Annotated in this window: 13 protein-coding genes; 12 read left to right on the top strand and 1 reads right to left on the bottom strand. The window is 61.1% G+C overall.

What is annotated here, in order from left to right; genetic code table 11:
- The first annotated feature begins 149 nt into the window (after window positions 1-149).
- Window positions 150-665 (top strand): Hcp family type VI secretion system effector, encoded by a 516-nt coding sequence (locus AB4N82_RS22545; protein ID WP_032886529.1) that lies wholly within the window; start codon window positions 150-152, stop codon window positions 663-665.
- A gap of 53 nt (window positions 666-718) precedes the next feature.
- Here the strand turns inward: AB4N82_RS22545 and AB4N82_RS22540 are convergent, their stop codons facing one another.
- Window positions 719-1,540 (bottom strand): aldo/keto reductase, encoded by an 822-nt coding sequence (locus AB4N82_RS22540; protein WP_032886530.1) that lies wholly within the window; start codon window positions 1,538-1,540, stop codon window positions 719-721.
- Between the two features lie 106 nt (window positions 1,541-1,646).
- Here AB4N82_RS22540 and AB4N82_RS22535 point away from each other — a divergent pair, with 106 nt between their 5' ends.
- The 11 genes from AB4N82_RS22535 (at window position 1,647) to AB4N82_RS22485 (ending at window position 16,775) form a co-directional block, all read left to right on the top strand.
- A complete protein-coding gene (locus tag AB4N82_RS22535) occupies window positions 1,647-2,141 on the top strand; it encodes a DUF1543 domain-containing protein (protein WP_339481698.1) in 495 nt (164 codons plus the stop codon).
- 89 nt (window positions 2,142-2,230) lie between these two features.
- Window positions 2,231-2,512 (top strand): peptidylprolyl isomerase, encoded by a 282-nt coding sequence (locus tag AB4N82_RS22530; RefSeq protein ID WP_005788801.1) that lies wholly within the window; start codon window positions 2,231-2,233, stop codon window positions 2,510-2,512.
- Between the two features lie 130 nt (window positions 2,513-2,642).
- A complete protein-coding gene (locus tag AB4N82_RS22525) occupies window positions 2,643-4,502 on the top strand; it encodes an extracellular solute-binding protein (RefSeq protein ID WP_032886532.1) in 1,860 nt (619 codons plus the stop codon).
- Window positions 4,502-5,563: a microcin C ABC transporter permease YejB gene (locus tag AB4N82_RS22520; RefSeq protein WP_032886533.1), complete on the top strand. Its 1,062-nt coding sequence runs from the start codon at window positions 4,502-4,504 to the stop codon at window positions 5,561-5,563. Before AB4N82_RS22525 ends, AB4N82_RS22520 begins: the two co-directional genes overlap by 1 nt.
- Window positions 5,563-6,585, top strand: coding sequence for an ABC transporter permease (locus AB4N82_RS22515; RefSeq protein ID WP_034104518.1), 1,023 nt, complete (start codon window positions 5,563-5,565; stop codon window positions 6,583-6,585). Before AB4N82_RS22520 ends, AB4N82_RS22515 begins: the two co-directional genes overlap by 1 nt.
- 10 nt (window positions 6,586-6,595) lie before the next feature.
- The gene (locus AB4N82_RS22510) at window positions 6,596-8,170 is read left to right on the top strand and encodes an ABC transporter ATP-binding protein (RefSeq protein ID WP_122765433.1); all 1,575 of its coding nucleotides are present in this window, start codon (window positions 6,596-6,598) and stop codon (window positions 8,168-8,170) included.
- Window positions 8,167-9,558 (top strand): sigma-54 interaction domain-containing protein, encoded by a 1,392-nt coding sequence (locus AB4N82_RS22505; protein ID WP_122765434.1) that lies wholly within the window; start codon window positions 8,167-8,169, stop codon window positions 9,556-9,558. The genes AB4N82_RS22510 and AB4N82_RS22505 overlap by 4 nt, the downstream gene beginning before the upstream one ends.
- 293 nt (window positions 9,559-9,851) lie before the next feature.
- On the top strand, window positions 9,852-11,243 hold the full coding sequence (locus AB4N82_RS22500) for a GntP family permease (RefSeq protein ID WP_032886537.1): 1,392 nt from the start codon (window positions 9,852-9,854) through the stop codon (window positions 11,241-11,243).
- A 7-nt stretch (window positions 11,244-11,250) separates the two neighbouring features.
- The gene (locus tag AB4N82_RS22495) at window positions 11,251-12,024 is read left to right on the top strand and encodes a 3-hydroxybutyrate dehydrogenase (RefSeq protein WP_122765435.1); all 774 of its coding nucleotides are present in this window, start codon (window positions 11,251-11,253) and stop codon (window positions 12,022-12,024) included.
- A 162-nt stretch (window positions 12,025-12,186) separates the two neighbouring features.
- Window positions 12,187-14,139 (top strand): acetoacetate--CoA ligase, encoded by a 1,953-nt coding sequence (locus AB4N82_RS22490; protein ID WP_122765436.1) that lies wholly within the window; start codon window positions 12,187-12,189, stop codon window positions 14,137-14,139.
- 140 nt (window positions 14,140-14,279) lie between these two features.
- Window positions 14,280-16,775 (top strand): PAS domain-containing protein, encoded by a 2,496-nt coding sequence (locus tag AB4N82_RS22485; protein ID WP_032886541.1) that lies wholly within the window; start codon window positions 14,280-14,282, stop codon window positions 16,773-16,775.
- Window positions 16,776-16,813: the final 38 nt, after the last annotated feature.

The following is a 16,813-nucleotide window of genomic DNA, read 5'->3' as shown; positions in this document are numbered from 1 at the left end:
ATAACTTTCTACATGCCACGCAGACACTCAACGGACACCAAGTACTTATTGGTTCCCACACTTTCAGGCACGTTTCTTGTTATAGGCATTTCTCCAACCGGCGCAGTCGCCGGTGTGAACGACCTTTCAATCAGGCAAGGAAACCCGTCATGCCAACACCCGCGTATCTCTCTATCACCGGCGTCAAACAGGGTTTGATTACGGCAGGCACATTTACTCAGGACTCTGTAGGCAACACTTATCAGCAGGGCCATGCAGACCAGATCCTGGTCCAGGCCTTTTCCCACCAAGTAGTCGTTCCGCGGGACCCACAGTCCGGTCAACCAACCGGCCAGAGGGTTCACAAACCGCTGATGATCAGTAAGGTCTTCGATAAGTCATCACCACTCCTGTTCAGCGCCTTGACCAGCGGTGAGCAGGTCACGTGCCGCCTGGAATGGATGCGCAGCACATCTGCCGGAGCACAGGAGCACTACTTCACCATCGAACTGGAAGGGGCAACCATCGTGGACATCCAATCACGCATGCCCAACTGCCAGGACCCGAGCAATGCCCACTTCACACACTTGGAGGACGTGTACTTCACCTATCGCAAGATCGTATGGACCCACGAAGTGTCCGGCACGTCCGGGTCGGATGACTGGCGCAGCCCGGTAGCCGGTTAACCCGGCCCCACGCAGGAACGGGCGCCAGGGACGGCGCCGTTTCTGCCAGCGGGTTAGACCATCGCCAGCGGATGCTTGCGCTTGGGCGCACCGAAGACGCGGTCGATGGCGTCTAGGTCATGCTCATCGAGCACCAGTTTGGCGGCGGCTGCGTTCAGTCGCACGTGCTCCGGCGACACAGCCTTGGGAATGGCGATCACGCCCTCTTGGCGCAACACCCAGGCCAGAGCGACCTGCGCCGGTGTGACCTCATGACGATGGGCGATCTGCTTGAGCGTCGCGCTGGACAGTAACTCACCGCCTTGCGCGATCGGGCAGTACGCCATCAAGGGCAAGTGATGTTGCTGCCACCAGGGCAGCAGATCGAACTCGATGCCGCGCTCTTCGATGTTGTAGAGCACCTGATTGGTTGCACAGGCTGGGGAGGCAAGCTCCTGCAGGTCTGCCACGTCGAAGTTGGAGACACCCCAACGACCGATCTTGCCGGCTTCGCGCAGACGCTCGAAGGCTTCAACGGTTTCTTCAAGCGGGTATTGGCCACGCCAGTGCAGCAAGTACAGATCGATGTAGTCAGTGCCCAGCCGCTGGAGGCTGGCTTCGCAGGCCCGCGGCACACCCTTGTGGCTGGCATTGTGCGGGTAGACTTTGCTCACGAGGAACACCTGGTCACGTTTGCCGCGGATAGCTTCGCCAACCACCGTTTCGGCGCCGCCCTCGCCGTACATTTCGGCGGTATCGATCAGGGTCATGCCCTCGTCGATCCCCAGTTGCAACGCGGCAACTTCGGCGCGGTGCTGGTCCGGGTTTTCGCCCATGCGCCAGGTTCCCTGGCCGATGACAGGGACGGGAACGCCGGCCAGATCAATAGTACGCATGACAACCTCCTGATGAGTTCGCGGATTAACAGTGTGGCATTGGTCGGACAAAAGGGTTCAATCGAAGTATGGTTGCCCTTTGCCAAGTCGCGAGGAAAGACCCGCAATGCTGTTTATCGTGATGCTCGGGGGCAAGCACCCCAGGGCGAAAATCGAAGTTCACGATGTGGTGTTCGCCGCTGCGGATACGCTGGAAGCCACTTACCCGCAATTGCGCGACGGTTGGTTTGGCAGCCCCAAGGGCGTGCATATCGATTCCTGGATGGCCGTGGATGGCGTCGACGGCTGGAAGGTCGAACTCAGCCACCTGGCGCCCCAGGCCGGCGCCCATCACTTGTACTTCATCAACCTTGGCGGGTACGAAGCGAACACCTTTGGCGAGTCCCATCATTACCTGCTGGTGGTCGCGCGCAACAAACAGGAAGCCACCCGCATGGGCAAGCAACAGATGCTGGGGCATTGGTCCCAGGGTCACACCGACGGCGTGCTGGATATCGATGACTGCCTGCCCATCGATCTGGTCGACGGGCGCTATCTGCACCTCGTCCAGGCACCACACCGGGCAATCCTGCAGCGCAACGACTATATCGTGCTGCCCTGACACCGGCCGATCAAATACCGGGAACTTTGCCAGGAAATAACCGCCTGAATCCGGTACGCTCACCCTTTTTACTCAAGGAGTTACTCCCCATGGCCAAAGCCACCGCCCGTCACATCCTCGTTTCCACTGAAGACAAGTGCAACGAACTCAAGGCCCAAATCGAAGGCGGCGCCGATTTCGCAGAAATCGCCAAAGCCAACTCCAGCTGCCCATCCAGCCGTCAAGGCGGCGACCTGGGTTCGTTCGGTCCAGGCCAAATGGTTAAAGAATTCGACACCGTAGTTTTCAGCGCCCCGGTCAACACCGTGCAAGGCCCGGTGAAAACCCAGTTCGGCTACCACCTGCTGGAAGTCACCAGCCGCCAGGACTGATCCAGTCCACGCTGATGCGACAAACAACGGCCCGCCTTTTGGTGGGCCGTTGTGCATGTGATGACTGGCGACGCTGATGCCGTTAGCGTACAAATCCCTATTCCTGCTCTTCCGGCGTTCAAGACTGATAATGCGATTGGCCTTTTCGACTCTATTTCGCTCTACCCTCGCCCTGCTGCTGGCCAGCACCGCCGTGATCGCGGCCCCCCAACCGTCACTGACGGTGTACGGCGAACCGGCCAAGTACCCCGCCGGTTTTACCCATTTCGACTACGCCAACCCCAACGCGCCCAAGGGCGGCAGCCTGCGGCGTTCGGCCATCGAAATCGGACGCTTCGATCATGTGCTGCCCTATATCGACAAAGGCATCGGCGTGTCACAGGTTGACGGCTGGCTCTACGCGCCCCTCGCCCTGCGCTCTCTGGACGAACCCTATACGGTCTACGGCCTGGTCGCCGAAAAAATGGAGCGCGCCGAGGACGGCCTGTCCCTGCGTTTCTACCTGAACCCCAAGGCGCGCTTTGCCGACGGCAAACCCATCACCGCCGAAGACGTACGCTACAGCTTTGATTTATTAATGACCCAAGGCAGCCTGCGTTTTCGCACACTGTTCGCCGACGTCAAGCACGTCGAAGTGGAAGGTGAGCGCCAGGTGCGCTTCGACTTTTCCAGCAACGAAAACCGCACCCTCCCCCTGGATATCGCCACCCTGCCGGTGTTCCCGGAGCACTGGTGGAAGACCCGCGACTTCGCCAATGGCGGCGGCTACGAAGCCCCACTGGGCAGCGGCCCGTACAAGGTCAGTAAGGTCGACTCCGGCAACACCATCACCTTTACGCGCGACCCTGACTGGTGGGGCAAAGACTTGCCCGTCAGCCGTGGCCTGTACAACTTCGATCACCTGAGCCTGGAGTTTTTCGGTGATACCGAAGTAGCCCGCCAGGTGCTGCGAGGCGGCGCCTACGATTTCAATCGTGAATTTTCCGCCACCGGCTACTCCATCGGCTACAACGGCCCTGCCCTGGACGATGGCCGCCTGCAACGCGCTCACCTGGCCAAGGAAATGCCGCAACCGGCCCAAGGCTATGTCTTCAACGTGCAGAAGCCGGTATTCAAAGACCGCCGGGTGCGCCAGGCCCTGGCAATGCTGTGGGATTTCGAATGGGCCAACCGGCAGATGATGCGAAATATGTACATTCGTCAGCAGAGTTTCTTCTCTAATAGCCCGCTGGCGGCTACCCAACTGCCCACCCAGGAAGAGCTGGCGATTCTTGAACCGTTGCGTGGGCAGATCCCTGACGAGGTGTTTACCCAGGTGTTCAAGGCACCGGTCACCGACGGCAGCGGCATGATCCGTGACAAACAGCTCCAAGCACTGGCCCTGCTGGAAGAGGCCGGTTGGAAACCCAACGGCGACAAGCTGGTAAACGCCGAAGGCGAACCGCTTGAGTTCACCTTCCTCAATGCGCAGGCTGGTCTGGAGCGACTGTTACTACCGTACAAACGCAACCTGGCGCAGATCGGCATCACCCTTAATATCCGTCGCATCGACTCCTCTCAGTACGTCAACCGTTTGATGACACGGGACTACGACATGATCGTCACCGGGTTTCCTGTCACCACCTCGCCGGGCATGGAGCTGTACAACTACTTTGGTTCCAGCGCCGCTTTTGATTCGGGCGCAAACAACTACATGGTGCTCAAGGACCCGGCGGTTGACGCCTTGATCAAAGGTCTGGTCAAAGCCGACACACAGGCGCAGATGCTCACCTACGCCCATGCTCTGGACCGGGTGCTGCAATGGAATTACCTATGGATCCCCAATTACTACCCGCCCGGTACGTCCGCCGCCTGGTGGAACCGTTTCGGCCGCCCGGCCATCGAGGCCAAGAATGACGAGGCCCTGGAAACCTGGTGGGAAGTCAGCCCCACACCTCTGACCACTGAGCAGATGAATGCCGAACTGAAAAAACGCGGAGGAGCGCGCTGATGTTTGCCTATATCGTGCGGCGCCTGCTGCTGATCATCCCAACCCTGGTGATCATCCTGCTGGTGAATTTCGTGATCGTGCAGGCCGCCCCCGGTGGCCCGGTGGAACAGGCCATCGCCCACTTGCAGGGGATTGGCGGCGGCGGTGTCGGCGGCTCATCCGGCGAAGGCATCAGCAGCGGCTCGCGGTCCAGTCGGGGCCTGGACCCGAAGCTGATCAAGGACATTGAAAAACAGTACGGCTTCGACAAGTCCGCACCGGAACGCCTTTGGCTGATGCTCAAGAGCTATGCCCAGTTGGATTTCGGCAACAGCTTCTTTCGCGGCTCGACGGTGATCGACCTGATCCTGGAAAAGATGCCCGTCACCATTTCCCTCGGGCTGTGGGCCACGCTGATCACTTACCTGGTCTCAATCCCGCTAGGGATACGCAAAGCGGTGCGCCACGGCAGCAGCTTTGATGTATGGAGCAGCACCGCCATCGTGATCGGCTATGCGATGCCAGCGTTCCTGTTCGCGATGTTCCTGATCGTGGTGTTCGCCGGCGGCACCTCCCTGAACTGGTTCCCGGTTCGCGGACTGGTGTCGGAGAACTTCGAAGAGCTGAGCACCGTGGGCAAGATCGCCGACTACTTCTGGCACCTGGTGTTGCCGGTGACGTCTTTGGTAATCGGCGGATTCGCCACCCTGACCATTCTCACCAAAAACTCGTTCCTCAATGAAATCACCCGCCAATACGTGGTGACCGCGCGGGCCAAAGGCTTGAGCGAACGACGGGTTTTGTATGGCCATGTGTTCCGCAACGCCATGCTGCTGGTGATCTCGGGGATTCCCCAGGCATTTATCAGCGTGTTTTTTGCAGGATCCTTGCTGATCGAGGTGATTTTCTCCCTGGATGGCCTCGGTCGCATGAGCTACGAAGCGGCGGTTTCGCGGGATTACCCGGTGGTGTTCGGTTCGCTGTTTATCTTCACCCTGTTTGGCCTGCTGATAAAACTCATCGGTGACCTCTGCTACACCCTGGTGGACCCGCGTATCGACTTCGCCGCGAGGAACGCCTGATGCTTAACTTGTCTCCCGTGGCACGCCGACGCTTCGAGCGTTTCAAGAAAAATCGCCGTGGCTGGTGGTCGCTGTGGCTGTTTATCGGCCTCTTTATCCTGACCCTCGGCGGCGAACTGATCGCCAACGACAAACCCCTGGTGCTGAGTTTCAAGAACGAACTGTATTTCCCGGTGTTCAAGCGTTACACCGAGCAGCAGTTCGGCGGCCAGCTGCCGTTCCAGGCCGACTACCGCAGCGACTATGTGCAAAAGCTGATCAAACAGGACGGCGGCTGGATGTTGTTCCCGCCGATCCCTTTCAGCGATGACACCCCCAACTACGAACTGACCCGCCCTGCCCCCAGCCCGCCCTCGGCGGTGAACTGGCTGGGCACCGATGACCAGTCCCGCGACGTGCTGGCGAGGGTCATTTTCGGCGCGCGGGTGTCGATCCTGTTCGCCCTGGCGCTGACGGCCATCAGCGCAGCCATTGGCATCGCCGCCGGGGCTTTGCAGGGTTACTACGGCGGCTGGGTCGACCTGATCGGCCAGCGGGTACTTGAGGTCTGGTCCGGTCTGCCGGTGCTGTACCTGCTGATCATTCTGTCGGGCTTTGTCGAGCCCAATTTCTGGTGGTTGCTGGGGATCATGGCGCTGTTTTCCTGGCTGGCCCTGGTGGACGTGGTGCGCGCCGAGTTCCTGCGCGGGCGCAACCTGGAGTACGTCAAGGCTGCACGGGCGCTGGGCCTGGGCGACGGCAAGATCATCCGCCGACATATCCTGCCGAATGCGATGACCGCCACCTTGAGCTACCTGCCGTTTATTTTGACCGGCGCGATTTCCACCTTGAGCGCCCTGGATTTCCTCGGCTTCGGCATGCCGGCGGGCAGCGCATCCCTGGGCGAACTGATCGCCCAGGGCAAGCAGAACCTGCAAGCGCCATGGCTGGGCCTGACGGCGTTTTTCACCTTGGCGCTGATTCTGTCGCTGCTGGTCTTTATTGGCGAGGCGTTGCGTGACGCCTTCGACCCACGTTCATGAGTGAGTCCCTATGAACCTGATCGAAATCCGCGACCTCAGTGTCGCCTTCAGCGGCCAGACCGTGGTGCGTAACCTGAGCCTGGACGTGCAACCCGGCGAGTGTTTGGCACTGGTGGGCGAGTCGGGCTCGGGCAAGTCGGTGACGGCCCATTCGATCCTGCAATTGCTGCCCGAAGCCGGCACAGCTACCACGGGCTCGGTTAAATATCGCGGCCAGGAGTTGATCGGCGCGTCGACGGCGACCCTGCAGAAACTGCGCGGCAACCGTATCGCGATGATCTTCCAGGAGCCCATGACCTCCCTCAACCCGCTGCACAGCATCGAAAAGCAAATCGGCGAAACGTTGCTGCTGCACAAGGGCATGGGCGGCAAGGCGGCGCAGGCGCGCATCCTTGAACTGCTCGAACTGGTGGGCATCCAGAAACCCCAGGAGCGCCTCAAGGCTTATCCGCACCAACTGTCCGGCGGCCAACGCCAACGCGTGATGATCGCCATGGCCCTGGCCTGCGAGCCGGAGTTGCTGATTGCCGACGAACCCACCACCGCGCTGGACGTGACCGTGCAGCGCAAGATCCTGCTGCTGCTCAAGTCCTTGCAACAGCGCCTCGGTATGTCGCTGCTATTGATCAGCCATGACCTCAACCTGGTGCGCAGCATCGCCCAGCGCGTGTGCGTGATGCGCGCCGGGGAGATTGTCGAGCAGGCTGACTGCGAGACCTTGTTCACGGCGCCGCAACACCCTTACAGCCGCCTGTTGCTGGACGCCGAGCCGTCCGGCGATGTGCTGTGCAGCGATCCGCGCGAGACCGTGTTGGAAGTGGATGACCTGACCGTACAGTTCCCCCTCAGCGGTGGGCTGTTTCGGCGCAAAACCTACCTGCGCGCCGTGGATGGCATCAGCCTCAACGTGCAGCGCGGCAAAACCCTGGGTATTGTCGGCGAGTCCGGCTCGGGCAAATCCACCCTGGGCCAGGCGATCCTGCGCCTGCTGGATTCCACCGGCAGCATCCGCTTCCAAGGTGAATCCCTCGACCCGCTGAACCATCAGCAAATGCGCCCATGGCGCAAACAGATGCAGGTGGTTTTCCAGGACCCTTACGGCAGCCTCAGCCCGCGCATGTCGGTACAGCAAATCATCAGCGAAGGCTTGGAAGTCCACGCGCCGTGCAGCCTCGCCGACCGCGACGCGCAAGTGATCCAGGTGCTCAAGGACGTGGGCCTCGACCCCGCCAGCCGCCATCGCTACCCCCATGAATTCTCCGGCGGCCAGCGGCAACGCATCGCCATCGCCCGCGCCCTGGTGTTGAAACCCGCGCTGATGCTGCTGGACGAACCGACCTCGGCGCTTGACCGCACGGTGCAAAAACAGGTGGTTGCACTGCTGCGCGAGCTGCAGGAAAAGTACGGCCTGACCTACTTGTTCATCAGCCACGACCTGGCCGTGGTACGCGCCATGGCCCACGACATGATCGTGATCAAGGACGGCAAAGTGGTGGAGCGCGGCGCGAGCCATGATGTGTTCGAATCGCCACAACATCCCTACACCAAGGAGTTGTTGGCGGCGGCGTGCGGGCTGTCGACATGAGCACCAGCCTCAAGGACTACCAACAGGTTCGCGGCCTGGCGATCCAGTCGCTGTTCGAGATCATCGAGCAGTCCAGCGAAGGCACGGTGATTGTCGACCGCGACGCCAATATCGTGTGGATGAATGAGCGCTACGCCAAGCGCTTCGGCCTCAAAAGCGCTGACGAAGCCATCGGCCAGCCGTGCGAGCAGGTGATTTCCAATAGCCTGTTGCGCCAAGTGGTACGTAACGACCAGCCGATCCTGCTGGATATCCAGGACACACCCAAAGGCCCGTTGGTGGTGATGCGCCTGCCGATCCACAACGACGCTGGCGCGGTGATCGGCGCGATTGGTTTCGCGTTGTTCGATGAACTGCGCAACCTCTCGCCATTGATCGAACGTTACCTGAGCATGCAGCAGGAGCTGGCCTCCACCCGCTCGCTGCTGCGCTCACGCCAGAGCAAGTACAACTTCGCGCACTTTATCGGCACCAGCGCCGCCAGCCTTGAGGTCAAACGCCGTGCCCGGCGCAGCGCGAGTGCCGAGTCGCCGGTGTTGTTGCTCGGCGAAACCGGCACCGGCAAGGAGTTGCTGGCCCAGGCCATCCACGGTGCCTCGCCACGGGCGCACAAGGCGTTTGTCAGCGTCAACAGTGCGGCGATTCCCCATGACCTGCTGGAAGCCGAATTCTTCGGCACCGCGCCAGGCGCCTTTACCGGCGCTGATCGCAAGGGCCGTCCAGGCAAGTTCCAGATTGCCCAGGGCGGCACGCTGTTCCTCGATGAAATCGGGGATATGCCGCTGCCGCTGCAAAGCAAATTGCTGCGGGTGTTGCAGGAAAAGGAATTCGAACCGGTGGGTTCCAACGAGATGCTGCACAGCGATGTGCGGGTAATCGCGGCGACCTCCATGGACTTGGAAGCGGCGATCAAGCGTGGTGAGTTTCGCGCCGATTTGTATTACCGGCTGAATGTGTTGCCGATCCACGTGCCGCCACTGCGTGATCGGTTGGAGGACATTCCCGCATTGAGCGAGGCGATCCTCGAAGAACTGCGCAGCCAGCATGAGCTGGACCGCGAGGCTCTGGCGCTGCTGGCACAGCATGCGTGGCCAGGGAACATCCGTGAGCTGCGTAATGTGCTGGAGCGGGCGGCGTTGCTGAGTGATGACTTGGTGTTGAATGCCACGGACATTCGCGCGGCGATCGGCACGTTCAGCCCCGTGGAGCGCGACGCGGTCGCAACGGTTGAGGGCGAGACATTCGCGGCGGCGCGGGAGCGGTTTGATCGACAGCTGATTGCGACGGCACTTAAGGCCTGTGACGGCAACGTGGTCGAGGCGGCCAAGCGATTGGGGCTGGGACGGTCGACGTTGTACAAGAAGATGGTGGCACTGGGCATCGCCTAATCTCCACAAAGAGACTAAGTTCTCCATATAAAGACAATCCATGTGGGAGGGGGCTTGCCCCCGATAGCGGTGCATCAGCAAGCACATGTGTTGACTGACCTGATGCTATCGGGGGCAAGCCCCCTCCCACATTTGATCTTCGCTTGTCTCGAAATTGAGATAAAACCCAAAAACACTCGAAAGAAATTAAAAAATATCCATATATTTCAATAACTTGAAAATATGGCACACATCTCGCTATAGCCCTCCCCACAGTTTCACCCACAAAAATAACAATCCGATGGAGACACACCATGAGTGTGATCATTGCCCTGGCCGCGCTCGCGCTGCTGATGCTGGCCGCCTACCGTGGCTATAGCGTTATCCTGTTTGCCCCCATCGCCGCCCTTGGCGCGGTACTGCTCACCGACCCGTCCGCTGTCGCCCCCGCCTTTACCGGGGTGTTCATGGAGAAAATGGTCGGCTTTATCAAACTGTATTTCCCGGTGTTCCTGCTCGGTGCGGTCTTCGGCAAGTTGATCGAGTTGTCGGGGTTCTCGCGCTCCATCGTGGCCGCTGCGATTCGCTTGCTTGGCACGCGTCAGGCGATGTTGGTGATCGTGCTGGTCTGCGCCCTGCTCACCTACGGCGGCGTATCGCTGTTTGTGGTGGTGTTCGCGGTGTACCCGTTCGCGGCGGAGATGTTCCGCCAGAGCAATATCCCCAAGCGCCTGATTCCGGCGACCATCGCCCTCGGCGCATTCTCGTTCACGATGGATGCCCTGCCCGGCACGCCGCAGATCCAGAACATCATCCCCAGCACCTTCTTCAACACCACCGCCTGGGCGGCGCCGTGGCTGGGGTTGATCGGCACGATCTTCGTGTTCTGCACCGGCATGCTGTACCTGGCGCGGCAACGCAACAAGGCCCAGCGCGCGGGTGAAGGCTATGGTACTGAGTTGCGCAACGAGCCTGAGACCGCCGAAAACCTCACTCTGCCCAACCCGTGGATCGCGCTGTCGCCGCTGATCCTGGTGGGCGTGATGAACCTGTTGTTCACCCACTGGATCCCGCAGTGGTACGGCAAGACCCACAGCCTCAGCCTTCCGGGCATGAGCGCGCCCGTGACCACTGAAATCGCCAAGCTCACAGCGATCTGGGCGGTGCAGGCGGCGTTGCTGGTCGGGATCTTGATGGTGCTGGCCTTCGGCTGGTCGGCGATCAAAAGCAAGCTCGCCGAAGGCAGCAAAAGTGCGGTCAGCGGCGCCTTGCTGGCAGCAATGAATACCGCGTCGGAATACGGTTTTGGTGCGGTGATTGCCTCGCTGCCAGGCTTTCTCGTGCTGGCGGACTGGCTCAAGGGCATCCCCAACCCGCTGGTCAACGAAGCAATTACCGTGACCCTGCTGGCCGGTATCACCGGTTCCGCGTCGGGCGGTATGAGCATCGCCCTGGCGGCCATGTCCGAGAGCTTTATTTCGGCGGCCCATGCGGCCAATATTCCCCTTGAAGTGCTGCACCGGGTCGCGGCCATGGCCAGCGGCGGCATGGACACCCTGCCCCACAACGGCGCGGTGATCACCCTGCTGGCGGTGACCGGCCTGACCCACCGCGAAGCCTACAAAGACATTTTCGGCATCACGATTATCAAGACCCTCGCGGTGTTCGTGGTGATCGGTACTTTCTACGCCACCGGCATTGTGTGAGGTTTTCATGACGACTTTGAATGGCAAGACCGCCCTGGTCACCGGCTCCACCAGCGGCATCGGCCTGGGCATTGCCTTGAGCCTGGCACAGGCAGGGGCCAACTTGATCCTCAACGGCTTCGGCGACGCCAGCGCGGTGATCGCGCAGGTGCAGGCGTTTGGTGGCAAGGTGGGGCATCACCCTGCGGACGTCAGCGACCCGGCGCAGATCGCCGATATGTTCGCCTACGCCGAGCGTGAATTCGGCGGCGTGGACATCCTGGTCAACAACGCCGGCATTCAGCATGTGGCGGCGGTGGAAGCGTTCCCGGCCGAACGCTGGGACTCAATCATCGCGATCAACCTGTCCTCGGTGTTCCACAGCACGCGCCTGAGCCTGCCGGGCATGAAGGCCAAGGGCTGGGGGCGTATCGTTAATATCGCCTCGGTTCACGGCCTGGTCGGTTCGGTGGGCAAGGCAGCCTATGTGGCGGCCAAGCATGGCGTGATCGGTTTGACCAAAGTGGTAGGCCTGGAGACGGCAACCAGCAATGTGACCTGTAATGCGATTTGCCCCGGCTGGGTGCTGACGCCGCTGGTGCAGAAGCAAATTGATGATCGCGTGACCAAAGGTGTGGACCCGCACCAGGCGCAGCATGATTTGCTGGCGGAGAAACAGCCGTCCCTGGAGTTTGTGACGCCGCCGCAGTTGGGTGAGTTGGTGTTGTTTTTGTGCAGCGAGGCCGGTGCGCAGGTACGTGGCGCGGCGTGGAACATTGATGGCGGCTGGCTGGCCCAATAAAAACAGACACTGGCGTTCTAAATTGTGGGAGGGGGCTTGCTCCCGATGGCGGTGGGTCAGTACCACACGGGCTAGCTGGTACTCCGCTATCGGGAGCAAGCCCCCTCCCACAGTAGAATTCTATTGTTTTGAAGACCTGCATAAGAACAAGAGACCTTGCTGATGTCCGAGATCCTCTGGCAACCCTCACCGGAACGCATCCGCCACACGCGAATGGACCAGTTCCGCCGCTTCATCAACGACCGCCACGCCTTGCAACTGGGCGACTACCCCGCCCTGCATCAATGGAGCATCGACCAGCGGCCGGACTTCTGGCAGGCGATCGTCGCCTACTTCGACGTGCAGTTTCGCAGCCCGCCCGGCGCGGTACTGATCGAAGGCGCCGAGATGCCCAGCGCCCAGTGGTTTCCCGGCGCGACCCTGAATTTCGCCGAGCACCTGCTGCGTCGGCGTGACGACCATCCGGCCGTGGTCGCGATCAGCGAAGACGGCCAGCGCGAACAACTCACCTACGCCGAACTGGCCGCTCACGTCGCCGGCCTGCAAAACAGTCTGCGATCGGCTGGCGTCGGCATCGGTGACCGGGTGGCGGCGTGCATGCCCAACACCTGGCAAACCCTGGTGGGCATGCTCGCCACCACCAGCCTGGGCGCAATCTGGTCGTGCTCCTCGCCGGACTTCGGCACCCAAGGCGTGATCGACCGGTTCGGCCAGATCGAGCCCAAGGTGCTTATTACCTGCGCCGGTTATCGGTACGCCGGAAAACCCATCGACCAAAGCGCCAAACTCAATGAAATCCTCGAACGGCTGCCGTCCCTGGAGCAGTTGATTGTGGTGCCGTACGCGCGGCCCGAGGCGCAGGTCGAGGACTACCGCACCCAGGCGAAGGTTGTGCTGTGGCAGGACTTTTACCAACCCGGCGGCGAGCCTGAGTTTGTCGCGGTGCCCTTCGATCATCCGCTGTACATCCTCTATTCCAGCGGCACCACCGGCGTGCCCAAGTGCATCATCCACAGCACCGGCGGCGTATTGCTTACACACCTCAAGGAACACGGCCTGCATGCCGATCTGTCCCGCGAGGACTGCCTGTTCTACTACACCACCTGCGGCTGGATGATGTGGAACTGGCTGGTCTCGGTACTGGCCATCGGCGCCACGGCGGTGCTGTATGACGGCTCACCCTTTCATCCTGGACCTGAGCGCCTGATCGACTTGATTGATGCCGAAAAGATCAGCGTGTTCGGCACCAGCCCAAAATTCCTCGCCACCCTGGAAAAGGCCGGGCTGCAACCGCGCCTGAGCCACGACCTGGGCAGCCTCAGGGGGCTGATCTCGACCGGGTCGCCGCTGTCACCCCAGAGCTACGACTATGTGTACCGCGAGATCAAGGGCGAGCTGTGTTTATCCTCCATGTCCGGCGGCACCGATATCGTGTCCTGCTTTGTTATCGGCAACCCGGTGTTGCCGGTGCGCCGAGGCGAAATGCAGTGCAAGAGCCTGGCGATGGCCATTGAAGTGTGGGACGACCACGGCCAGCCGTTGGTCGGTGAAAAAGGCGAGCTGGTGTGTACCCGGCACTTCCCGGCCATGCCCATCGGCTTGTGGAATGACCCCGACCAGAAGAAGCTGCGCGCCTCGTATTTCAGTCAGTTCCCCGGCGTGTGGGCCCAAGGCGACTACGCTGAGCAACGCCCGAATGGCAGCCTGCTGATTCACGGCCGCTCCGACGCGGTGCTCAACCCCGGCGGCGTGCGCATCGGCACGGCGGAGATCTATCGCCAAGTGGAGAAAGTCCCACAGGTACTGGAAAGCCTGGCCATCGGCCAACGCTGGCAAGACGACGTGCGCGTGGTGCTGTTTGTGCGCCTCGATGAGGGCATCGAGTTGGATGAGGCGTTGCAACAGCAGATCCGCCAAGTGATCCGCGCCAACACCACACCGCGCCATGTGCCGGCCAAAATCCTGGCTGTCAGCGATATCCCTCGTACCATCAGCGGCAAGATTGTCGAATTGGCGGTGCGCAATGTGGTGCATGGCGAGCCGGTCAAGAACACCGACGCCCTGGCCAACCCGCAGGCATTGGAACAGTTCCGCGACCGCCCGGAACTGGCATAAAGATGAAAGGATTCAGCGCTGACGCACTCATTTGAAGACAAACGCCGAATGCATGCTATTTTTCGGGGGTAGTCACCCATTCTCGACTCACGGGATAATGGGTGTTGTCATTTTTCAAAGCGTTACGCTCAGGGCTTTTTATGAAAGGAACATCCACCGGTAGCGACGCCGCTGCATTAATTGCGCGGCTGGACTGGGCACGAAGCCCACTCGGTGAGGCCAATGATTGGCCGCAAAGCCTGCGCACAGCGGTCGATATTGTCGTCCATTCGCCGATGCCCATGCTCCTGCTGTGGGGCAGCCAACTCACGCAACTCTACAACGACGGTTTCGCCCTGCTGGCCGGAAACAAACACCCCGAAGCCATGGGCCAACCGGCGCACCAGACGTGGCCAGAGCTGGAAAGCTTTACCGGCCCGGTCTACGACGCCGTGCTCAGCGGCCAGGTGCGCACCTTCAGCGAGCAGCGCTTTGTCCTGCAACGCAATAATCGCGACACGGAAATCTGGCTCGACCTGACCTACAGCCCGATCCGCGATGAAAGCGCCAACGTGGCCGGCATCCTCGTCACTGCCATTGAAACCAACGAGCGCCGCAAGGCCCAGCACAACACCGAGCAACGCTTGCAGCTTGCACTGGCGGCGACCGACGCCGTGGGCACCTGGGATTGGGACATCGGCGAGGATCACTTTATTGCCGACGCCCACTTCGCCTACCTGCACGGTGTCGACCCCGACGACGCGAACCGGCTGCCCATCAGCGATTACCTCCAAGGTGTGCATCCCGAAGACCGGGCCACGGTGGCGCGCAGTATCAAGCACTGCATCACCCACGGCACCGAATACGCCGAGGAATACCGCCTGCAACAAGCCGATGGCCAAGTCCGCTGGGTGTTTGCCCGAGGCCGTTGCTACAAGGATCACCACGGCCGCCCCGCGCGCTTCCTCGGTGCCGCCCTGGACCTGACCGAGCGCAAGCACACCGAGCAGGCCCTGCGCCAAAGCCAGACCGAATTGCAGCTGATCATCAACGCCATGCCGGTGCTGATCGGCTACGTCGACCACGAGCAGCGCTTTCGCCTGAACAACAGCGCCTACCTTGATTGGTACGGCATGACGCCCCAGGAACTGTACGGCAAGAGCATCCGCGAAGTATTGGGCGACGAAGTGTATGCCGGGCGCGAACACCAGATCGCTGCCGCACTCAAGGGCAAGGCGTGCAGCTTCATGACCATCACGCCCCACCGCGACGGGCGTCCCCGCCATGCGCTGATGAAATACCTGCCGCGTTTCAGCAATGACGGCTCGGTCAATGGTTTCTACATCTTTGTGATTGACGAGACCGAACGCAAACTCACCGAAGAAGCCCTGCGCCACCTCAACGATAACCTCGAAGAACGCGTGGCCGAGCGCACCCAGGCCCTGGCCGAGGCCAACCAACGCCTGCAAAACGAGATGTTCGAGCGCGAGCGCGCCGAAGATGCATTGCGCCATGCGCAGAAAATGGAAGCGTTGGGCCAGCTCACCGGCGGCATCGCCCACGATTTCAACAACATGCTCACCGGCATTATCGGCAGCCTGGACCTGATGCAGCGCTATATCGTCGCTGGGCGCAGTGAGGAAATCGGGCGCTTTACCGATGCCGCCGTGTCGTCGGCTCACCGCGCTGCCGCCCTCACTCACCGTCTGTTAGCGTTTTCGCGGCGCCAGTCACTGGACCGTCGCCCCACCGACCCCAATCAGCTAGTAGCGTCCCTGGAGGACCTGTTCCAGCGCACCAAAGGCGCGCATATCACGCTCAAGGTGCAACTGGGTCAAGACATCTGGCCAGTCAACACCGACGCCAGCCAGCTGGAAAACGCCCTGCTCAACCTGGTGATCAACGCCCGCGACGCCATGCCCGACGGCGGCGAATTGTTGATTGAAACCGCCAACAGCTACCTGGACGGCACCGACATAACCACCCTCGAACCGGTCAAGGCCGGCGACTACGTGATGCTCGGTGTGTGCGACAACGGCACCGGCATGGCACCAAAAATCCTCGCCAAAGCATTCGATCCTTTCTTCACCACCAAACCCATCGGCCAGGGGACCGGCCTGGGCCTGTCGATGATTTACGGGTTTGCCCAGCAGTCCGGCGGCCACGTCACGATCCAGAGCGAACCTGGCCAGGGCACCTGCGTGCGCCTGTACCTGCCACGCCTGCATGGCACCGCACTGGAAAGCAACCTGCCCGCCAGCCTCGGCGAAGTGCCGGTGGCACTGGCCGGTGAAGCAGTCGTGGTGGTTGAAGACGACGCGGCGGTGCGCATGCTGGTGGTGAATGTGCTGGATGAATTGGGCTACACCGCGCATCAGGCAGCGGATTCACGCACCGCGTTGCCACTGCTGGAGTCGGATCTGCGCGTGGACCTGCTGGTGACCGACGTCGGCCTGCCGGGCATGAACGGCCGGCAACTGGCGGAGATTGCCCGCCAGCATCGCCCAGGCTTGAAGGTGCTGTTCATGACCGGCTACGCCGAAAAAGCCGCCGAGCGCCAGGGCTTCCTGGAAGACGGGATGGACATGGTGGCCAAGCCGTTTTCCATCGACCTGCTGGCCACTAAAATCCGCAGCATGATCAACGTAGCCGAATGAGTTCAGGCATAATCGCGCGCCGTCGCACACCTGGTAGA

The organism is Pseudomonas sp. H1_D04 (assembly GCF_054683855.1).
This window is presented reverse-complemented; position numbering and strand designations above follow the sequence as displayed.

Excerpts from the sequence above, each read along its gene's own strand:
- AB4N82_RS22495 (WP_122765435.1), top strand. The coding sequence starts at position 11,251 with ATGACGACTTTGAATGGCAAGACCGCCCTGGTCACCGGCTCCACCAGC.
- AB4N82_RS22540 (WP_032886530.1), bottom strand. The coding sequence starts at position 1,540 with ATGCGTACTATTGATCTGGCCGGCGTTCCCGTCCCTGTCATCGGCCAG.
- AB4N82_RS22505 (WP_122765434.1), top strand. The coding sequence starts at position 8,167 with ATGAGCACCAGCCTCAAGGACTACCAACAGGTTCGCGGCCTGGCGATC.
- AB4N82_RS22530 (WP_005788801.1), top strand. The coding sequence starts at position 2,231 with ATGGCCAAAGCCACCGCCCGTCACATCCTCGTTTCCACTGAAGACAAG.
- AB4N82_RS22545 (WP_032886529.1), top strand. The coding sequence starts at position 150 with ATGCCAACACCCGCGTATCTCTCTATCACCGGCGTCAAACAGGGTTTG.
- AB4N82_RS22520 (WP_032886533.1), top strand. The coding sequence starts at position 4,502 with ATGTTTGCCTATATCGTGCGGCGCCTGCTGCTGATCATCCCAACCCTG.
- AB4N82_RS22500 (WP_032886537.1), top strand. The coding sequence starts at position 9,852 with ATGAGTGTGATCATTGCCCTGGCCGCGCTCGCGCTGCTGATGCTGGCC.
- AB4N82_RS22515 (WP_034104518.1), top strand. The coding sequence starts at position 5,563 with ATGCTTAACTTGTCTCCCGTGGCACGCCGACGCTTCGAGCGTTTCAAG.
- AB4N82_RS22490 (WP_122765436.1), top strand. The coding sequence starts at position 12,187 with ATGTCCGAGATCCTCTGGCAACCCTCACCGGAACGCATCCGCCACACG.
- AB4N82_RS22525 (WP_032886532.1), top strand. The coding sequence starts at position 2,643 with ATGCGATTGGCCTTTTCGACTCTATTTCGCTCTACCCTCGCCCTGCTG.
- AB4N82_RS22535 (WP_339481698.1), top strand. The coding sequence starts at position 1,647 with ATGCTGTTTATCGTGATGCTCGGGGGCAAGCACCCCAGGGCGAAAATC.
- AB4N82_RS22485 (WP_032886541.1), top strand. The coding sequence starts at position 14,280 with ATGAAAGGAACATCCACCGGTAGCGACGCCGCTGCATTAATTGCGCGG.
- AB4N82_RS22510 (WP_122765433.1), top strand. The coding sequence starts at position 6,596 with ATGAACCTGATCGAAATCCGCGACCTCAGTGTCGCCTTCAGCGGCCAG.